Source organism: Polaromonas sp. (assembly GCF_039930745.1).
GTDB lineage: Bacteria > Pseudomonadota > Gammaproteobacteria > Burkholderiales > Burkholderiaceae_C > Polaromonas.
The window spans coordinates 1-6,195 of sequence record NZ_JBDTTH010000144.1; the positions used below are offsets into that span (position 1 = coordinate 1).

The window sequence follows — 6,195 nt, forward strand, 5'->3', positions numbered from 1 at the left end:
TTCATGCAGGTGCAGGTGGGCCAGCGCATCAAGAAGCGTTATACCGAGTCGCCGCTGTCGCTGTACCGCGCGCTGCGCTCGCTTAACCCCAGCCCCTACATGTATTACTACCACTTCGGGGATTTCCATGTGGTGGGCGCGTCACCGGAAATCCTGGTGCGGCAGGAGAAAACGGACGAAGGGCAAAAAATCACGATCCGCCCGCTGGCCGGCACAAGGCCGCGCGCTTCGTCGCCAGAGATCGACAAGGCTGTCGAGCAGGAACTGATCAATGATCCCAAAGAGCGCGCCGAGCATGTGATGCTGATTGACCTGGCACGCAACGACATTGGCCGCATCGCGAAAACCGGCACGGTCAAGGTAACCGAGGCGTTTTCAGTCGAGCGTTACAGCCACGTGATGCACATCGTCAGTAACGTCGAGGGCGTCTTGCTCGACGGCATGACCAGCATGGATGTGCTCAAGGCCACTTTCCCGGCCGGCACATTGACGGGCGCGCCCAAGGTGCATGCGATGGAACTCATCGACCAGCTCGAGCCGACCAAACGAGGGCTGTACGGCGGTGCCTGCGGCTACTTGAGTTACGCCGGTGACATGGATGTGGCGATTGCCATCCGGACAGGCGTGATCAAGGACCAGATGCTTTATGTGCAGGCGGCGGCAGGTGTCGTCGCAGACTCGGTGGCAGAACTGGAATGGAAGGAAACCGAGGCCAAAGCGCGTGCCTTGCTGCGTGCCTCCGAACTTGTCGAGGAGGGTCTGGAATGAACAAGCCAATGATCAAACGCTGCGAGACGATGACTGAAGTGCGCCAGCACATCGATGCCCTGGACGATCGCATCGTGGCTCTGCTGGCCGAACGCGGCGCCTATGTGGCCCAGGCCGCACGCATCAAGCAGCGCGCCGACCAGATTGTGGACACGGCCCGCATCGAATTCATCGTTGATCGTGTGCGGCTCAAGGCGCGAAAAGCCGGCGCTTCGGAGGTAGTCATGGAAGCCACCTATCGCGCCATGATTGACGCGTTTATTGACTTTGAGCGCGGCGAGTTCAAGCGCCTGAAAGAGGAGGCCTGAGCCATGAAGCTTCTGATGATCGACAACTACGACTCTTTCACCTACAACATCGTTCAGTACTTTGGCGAACTGGGCGCGCAGGTGGAGGTGTTTCGCAATGACGAAATCACCGTGGAAGGCATCGCGGAGCGTGCGCCCAAGCTGCTGGTGGTCTCGCCCGGCCCTTGTTCGCCGGCGGAAGCTGGCATCTCGGTGGCAGCGATCCGGTACTTCGCCGGCAAGCTACCCATCCTGGGCGTTTGCCTGGGGCACCAGGCGGTAGGCGCGGCCTTTGGCGGGAAAATCGTTCGTGCGCAACAGCTGATGCACGGCAAGACCAGCGTGATCAGCACCACGCAGGAGGGCATGTTTGCGGATCTGCCGAAGCAGTTCACCGTCAACCGCTATCACTCGCTGGCCATCGAACGCACCTCTTGCCCCGAGGCCCTGGCGGTGACCGCGTGGACCGACGACGGTGAAATCATGGGTGTGCGGCACAAGGAGCTGGCGATCCAGGGCGTGCAGTTTCACCCTGAATCCATCCTCACCGAGCACGGCCACGCCATGTTGAAGAACTTCATGGAGCAGAAGGCTTGAAGCTCGCTCTCATTTTTGTAGCTGCTTGCGACCGTATTCATTGGGCTGGAGGCCAAAATGACTGTTGATCTTCGCAGTGACACCGTCACCCGGCCCACAGCCGCCATGCGTGCAGCCATGCAGGCGGCGCCACTGGGGGACGACGTGTTTGCCGACGACCCCAGCGTCAATGCGCTGCAGGAAAAAATCGCTGGTTTGCTGGGCTTTGAGGCCGCGTTGTTTGTGCCCACCGGCACCCAAAGCAACCTGTGCGGCATTCTCAGCCATTGCCAGCGCGGCGACGAATACATCGTGGGGCAGATGGCGCACTGCTATCGCTGGGAAGGTGGTGGCGCAGCGGTGTTCGGCAGCGTGCAGCCGCAGCCTTTGAATCACCAGCCCGACGGAACCCTGGCCCTGGCCGACATCGAGGCGGCCATCAAACCCGATGATGCGCACTTCGCCCGCACCCGGCTGTTGGCGCTGGAAAACACGCTGGGCGGCAAGCTGCTGCCTTTTGACTATGTGCAGCAGGCGACCGCTCTGGCGCAAAGGTACGGACTCAGCCGGCACTTGGACGGCGCGCGTCTTTTCAATGCCGCTGTCGCGCAGGCTGCGCAAACAGGTAGCAACCCGCTGGCGGAAGCGCAGCGCATTGCGCAGTGTTTTGACAGCGTTTCTGTGTGTTTCAGCAAAGGCCTGGGCGCGCCGGTAGGTTCCGCTTTGTGTGGCTCGCGCGAATTCATCGCCCGGGCGCATCGCATCCGCAAGATGGCGGGTGGCGGCATGCGCCAAGCCGGTATGCTGGCGGCTGCGGCATCCCATGCGCTGGACCACCATGTGGGGCGGCTGGCGCAAGACCATGCGCTGGCCAAACACCTGGCCGATGGGCTGGCCGGCATGGAAGGCCTGCAGGTAGAGCCTCCACAGACGAATATCGTCTTTGTGGATTTGACCGGCGCAGCCAGGGAACGCTCTGCTGCGCTGCTCAAGCACCTGGCGGGGCAGGGTATTGAGGCAACGGGCCTTTACCGACTGCGGTTTGTCACCCACCTGGACGTGGATACGGCTGGCGTAGACCGCGCCGTGGCCGTCATCCGGCAATTCTTCAACAATTAGGAAGTAGCCATGCCTGATTTTCAACACCTGTTGCTTTTCATCGCGGCCGGCTGGCTGCTCAACCTGACGCCCGGCCCGGATGTGCTGTACATCGTGAGCAACTCCTTGCGCTCGGGCGCCCGCGCCGGCATTGTGGCCGGGCTGGGTATCACAGCCGGTTGTTTTGTCCACATCTTTGCGGCCGCGGTGGGCGTCAGCGCGCTGCTGGCCACCTCGGCCACGGCCTTCACCGTGCTTAAGTGGATGGGCGCGGCCTACCTGCTGTGGATTGGCATCAAGATACTCTTCTCCAGGCGCCCGCAAACCAGCACCGACCTGATGGCGGTGGCCGCGAGCCAACCGCAACGCCCGCTGAAGGCGGTGTTCATTGGAGGTTTTTGGACCAACGTGCTCAACCCCAAAGTGGCAATTTTCTTTCTGGCCTTTGTGCCGCAGTTCATCGCGCCTGATGCCACCAGCCCGGCCCTGGCTTTTGCGATGCTGGGCGTGCTGTTCAATCTCAACGCCATCCCTGTCAATACAGGCTGGGCGCTGGTTGCCGCATGGATGACCAAGCGCGACGCGGTGCAGCGCGGCATGCACTGGCTGGACCGTGCGGCAGGCCTGATGTTCATAGCGTTTGGCATCAAGCTGGCCCTGGCCGATCATCCTTCCAACTGATCCCCACCTTTTTCGATAAAACACAGAAACGAGACGCGTCATGCCCCACACCCACAAAATCACCCCGCAGGAAGCCCTGCAGCGCACCATCGAACATCGCGAAATTTTCCATGACGAAATGCTGCACGTCATGCGGATGATCATGAGCGGGGAAATGTCTCCGGTCATGATGTCGGCACTAATCACCGGCTTGCGTGTCAAGAAGGAAACCATCGGCGAAATCACTGCAGCGGCGCAGGTGATGCGCGAGTTTTCAACCAAGGTGCATGTGGCCGACAAGACGCACTTGGTGGACATCGTTGGCACCGGCGGCGATGGCTCGCACACCTTCAACATCTCGACCTGCTCGATGTTTGTCGCCGCCGCGGCGGGCGCCAAGGTCAGCAAACACGGCGGGCGCAGTGTCAGCAGCAAGTCGGGCAGCGCCGACGTGCTCGAAGCCCTGGGCATCAACATCAATTTGCAGCCCGATGCGATTGCAAAATGTATTGAGGAAGTAGGTGTTGGCTTCATGTTTGCGCCCAATCACCATCCCGCCATGAAAAACGTGGCCCCGATCCGCAGGGAACTGGGCGTGCGCACCATCTTCAACATCCTCGGGCCGCTCACCAACCCGGCCAGCGCGCCCAATATCCTGATGGGCGTGTTCCATCCTGACCTGGTCGGTATCCAGGTGCGGGCGCTGCAACGTCTGGGCGCTGAACATGCGCTGGTGGTTTATGGCAAGGACGGCATGGACGAGGTCAGCCTCGGTGCGGCGACGGTGGTCGGCGAACTCAAGGGTGGCGAGATCACCGAGTACGAGATCCATCCGGAAGACTTTGGCCTGGCCATGGCCAGCAACCGCACCCTGCGTGTTGAAACGCCCGAGCAGTCCATGAAAATGCTCCGTGGCGTGCTGGACAAGGAGCCGGGCGCAGCGCGCGACATCGTCGTTCTCAATGCCGGTGCCGCGCTTTATGCGGCCAATGTGGCTGATTCGATGAAGGCCGGCATTGAATTGGCCCGCAAGGCCATCGACTCCGGCGCCGCCAAAGGCAAGCTCGAGCAGCTTGTTTCCACCACTAAAACCCTGGCAGCCTGACCATGTCCGACATCCTCACCAAGATCGTGGCCGTCAAGCGCCAGGAAGTTGCCGCGGCCATCAAGCGCAAACCACTCGATGCGATGCGGTTTGACGCCGAGTCGCGTGTGCTGACGCGTGATTTCGCAGGCGCCCTGCGCGCCAAAATTACCGCCGGCAAACCGGCCGTGATTGCCGAAATCAAGAAGGCCAGCCCGTCCAAAGGCGTGTTGCGGGCCGACTTCATACCGGCCGATATTGCCCAGAGTTATGCAGAGCATGGCGCGGCGTGCTTGTCAGTACTCACTGACAAGGATTTTTTCCAGGGCAGCATTGATTACCTCAAGCAAGCCAGGGCGTCCTGTGACCTGCCCGTGTTGCGCAAAGATTTCATCGTGGACCCCTACCAGGTCTACGAGTCACGCGTCATGGGCGCCGACTGCATCCTGCTCATCGCCGCCTGTCTGGACGATGCGCAGATGAAGGCACTCGAGGCTTTGGCCATGTCGCTGGACATGGCGGTGCTGGTGGAAGTGCATGACCGGGCCGAGCTGGACCGCGCGCTCAAGCTCAAAACACCGTTGCTGGGCATCAACAACCGGAATTTGCAGACTTTCGAGGTCTCGCTGGACACCACGCTGACCTTGCTGAAGCACGTTCCCGCCGACCGCTTGCTGGTCACCGAATCGGGCGTTTCGACGCCAGCCGATGTGGCGCGTCTGCGTGAGGCCCATATCCACGCCTTTCTGGTGGGCGAAGCCTTCATGCGGGCCGACGATCCGGGAGAGGCGCTCGCTGCGCTTTTTCCTGATGCTATAAATTAGATAGCTGGTTGTGCCCATGTCTAAAGGACAACAGGCCAATTTGGCCTTTGAAACCCTGCCGCAAACCGTGCCTGAGGGTACCGGGCATGGCCGGCGTCTGGCCTGCTGGAATCCAGCGGATTGGCCGGTGGCGGCCGATTGGGCGCCGGAAATCGAACGCTTCCTGGCCAGCGACACGGGCCGGCAGCTAGGCGTGTTCATCGAACAGCGGCTCGCCGCAGGCGCCGTCATTTATCCGCCTCAGCCCTTTCGGGCGTTGGAGCTGACGCCGCTGGCCGATGTGGAAGTCGTTATCCTGGGGCAGGATCCTTACCATGGCCCCGGCCAGGCGCAGGGTTTGGCTTTTTCCGTGCCCGATGGTGTCAAGCCACCGCCCAGCCTGCGTAATATTTTCAAGGAACTGGCGCGCGATTCCCGTGTGCATCCGGAGGCCCATCCCGGTGGGTCCCTGGAACGTTGGGCCAGCCAGGGCGTGCTACTGCTCAATACCAGCCTCACGGTGGAAGAGGGAAAGGCCGCCAGCCATGCCCGGCGGGGCTGGGAAACCCTCACTGACCAGCTGATCAGCGCGGTGTCGGCGAAGCCAGAGCCAGTGGTCTTCATGCTTTGGGGTGCCCACGCGCAAAGCAAACGGGTGCTGATCCAGCCGCGCCACCTGGTGCTGGCGGCCAATCACCCTTCGCCCCTGTCGGCTTTGCGCCCCCCGCAGCCCTTCATTGGCTGCGGGCATTTCAGCGCCGCCAATGACTTTCTTGAGAGTCATGGCAGACGCCCTGTAAGGTGGTAAGCAGTTGTCGTGACTGATTGCCAGTCGTTAAATATCCATGGCATAATCTGAGGTTCGCCAAAGGAGAGGTGGCCGAGTGGTTAATGGCAGCAGACTGTAAATCTGCCCTCT

8 protein-coding genes are annotated in these 6,195 nt (G+C 61.2%); all 8 read left to right on the forward strand.

Features of this window, described 5'->3' with window-relative positions:
- The coding region (locus tag ABI660_RS22470; RefSeq protein WP_348072330.1) for an anthranilate synthase component I family protein at window positions 1–768 on the forward strand (768 nt) is incomplete at its 5' end.
- Window positions 765–1,076: a chorismate mutase gene (locus tag ABI660_RS22475; protein ID WP_348072332.1), complete on the forward strand. Its 312-nt coding sequence runs from the start codon at window positions 765–767 to the stop codon at window positions 1,074–1,076. The genes ABI660_RS22470 and ABI660_RS22475, both read left to right, overlap by 4 nt.
- A 3-nt stretch (window positions 1,077–1,079) precedes the next feature.
- Window positions 1,080–1,652, forward strand: a complete 573-nt coding sequence (locus ABI660_RS22480; RefSeq protein ID WP_348072334.1) for an aminodeoxychorismate/anthranilate synthase component II — start codon at window positions 1,080–1,082, stop codon at window positions 1,650–1,652.
- Between the two features lie 57 nt (window positions 1,653–1,709).
- The gene (gene ltaE, locus ABI660_RS22485; RefSeq protein WP_348072336.1) at window positions 1,710–2,750 is read left to right on the forward strand and encodes a low-specificity L-threonine aldolase; all 1,041 of its coding nucleotides are present in this window, start codon (window positions 1,710–1,712) and stop codon (window positions 2,748–2,750) included.
- Window positions 2,751–2,759: 9 nt separating this feature from the next.
- The gene (locus ABI660_RS22490; protein ID WP_348072338.1) at window positions 2,760–3,410 is read left to right on the forward strand and encodes a LysE family translocator; all 651 of its coding nucleotides are present in this window, start codon (window positions 2,760–2,762) and stop codon (window positions 3,408–3,410) included.
- Between the two features lie 40 nt (window positions 3,411–3,450).
- Window positions 3,451–4,494 (forward strand): anthranilate phosphoribosyltransferase, encoded by a 1,044-nt coding sequence (trpD, locus tag ABI660_RS22495; protein ID WP_348072340.1) that lies wholly within the window; start codon window positions 3,451–3,453, stop codon window positions 4,492–4,494.
- A 2-nt stretch (window positions 4,495–4,496) separates the two neighbouring features.
- Window positions 4,497–5,297, forward strand: coding sequence for an indole-3-glycerol phosphate synthase TrpC (gene trpC / locus ABI660_RS22500; RefSeq protein WP_348072342.1), 801 nt, complete (start codon window positions 4,497–4,499; stop codon window positions 5,295–5,297).
- A gap of 10 nt (window positions 5,298–5,307) precedes the next feature.
- On the forward strand, window positions 5,308–6,084 hold the full coding sequence (locus ABI660_RS22505; RefSeq protein ID WP_348072344.1) for a uracil-DNA glycosylase: 777 nt from the start codon (window positions 5,308–5,310) through the stop codon (window positions 6,082–6,084).
- The last annotated feature ends 111 nt before the right edge of the window (window positions 6,085–6,195 follow it).

Bases quoted from the DNA above. Each gene is read 5' to 3' on its own strand.
- trpC (WP_348072342.1), top strand. From the start codon at position 4,497: ATGTCCGACATCCTCACCAAGATCGTGGCCGTCAAGCGCCAGGAAGTT.
- trpD (WP_348072340.1), top strand. From the start codon at position 3,451: ATGCCCCACACCCACAAAATCACCCCGCAGGAAGCCCTGCAGCGCACC.
- ABI660_RS22475 (WP_348072332.1), top strand. From the start codon at position 765: ATGAACAAGCCAATGATCAAACGCTGCGAGACGATGACTGAAGTGCGC.
- ABI660_RS22480 (WP_348072334.1), top strand. From the start codon at position 1,080: ATGAAGCTTCTGATGATCGACAACTACGACTCTTTCACCTACAACATC.
- ABI660_RS22490 (WP_348072338.1), top strand. From the start codon at position 2,760: ATGCCTGATTTTCAACACCTGTTGCTTTTCATCGCGGCCGGCTGGCTG.
- ltaE (WP_348072336.1), top strand. From the start codon at position 1,710: ATGACTGTTGATCTTCGCAGTGACACCGTCACCCGGCCCACAGCCGCC.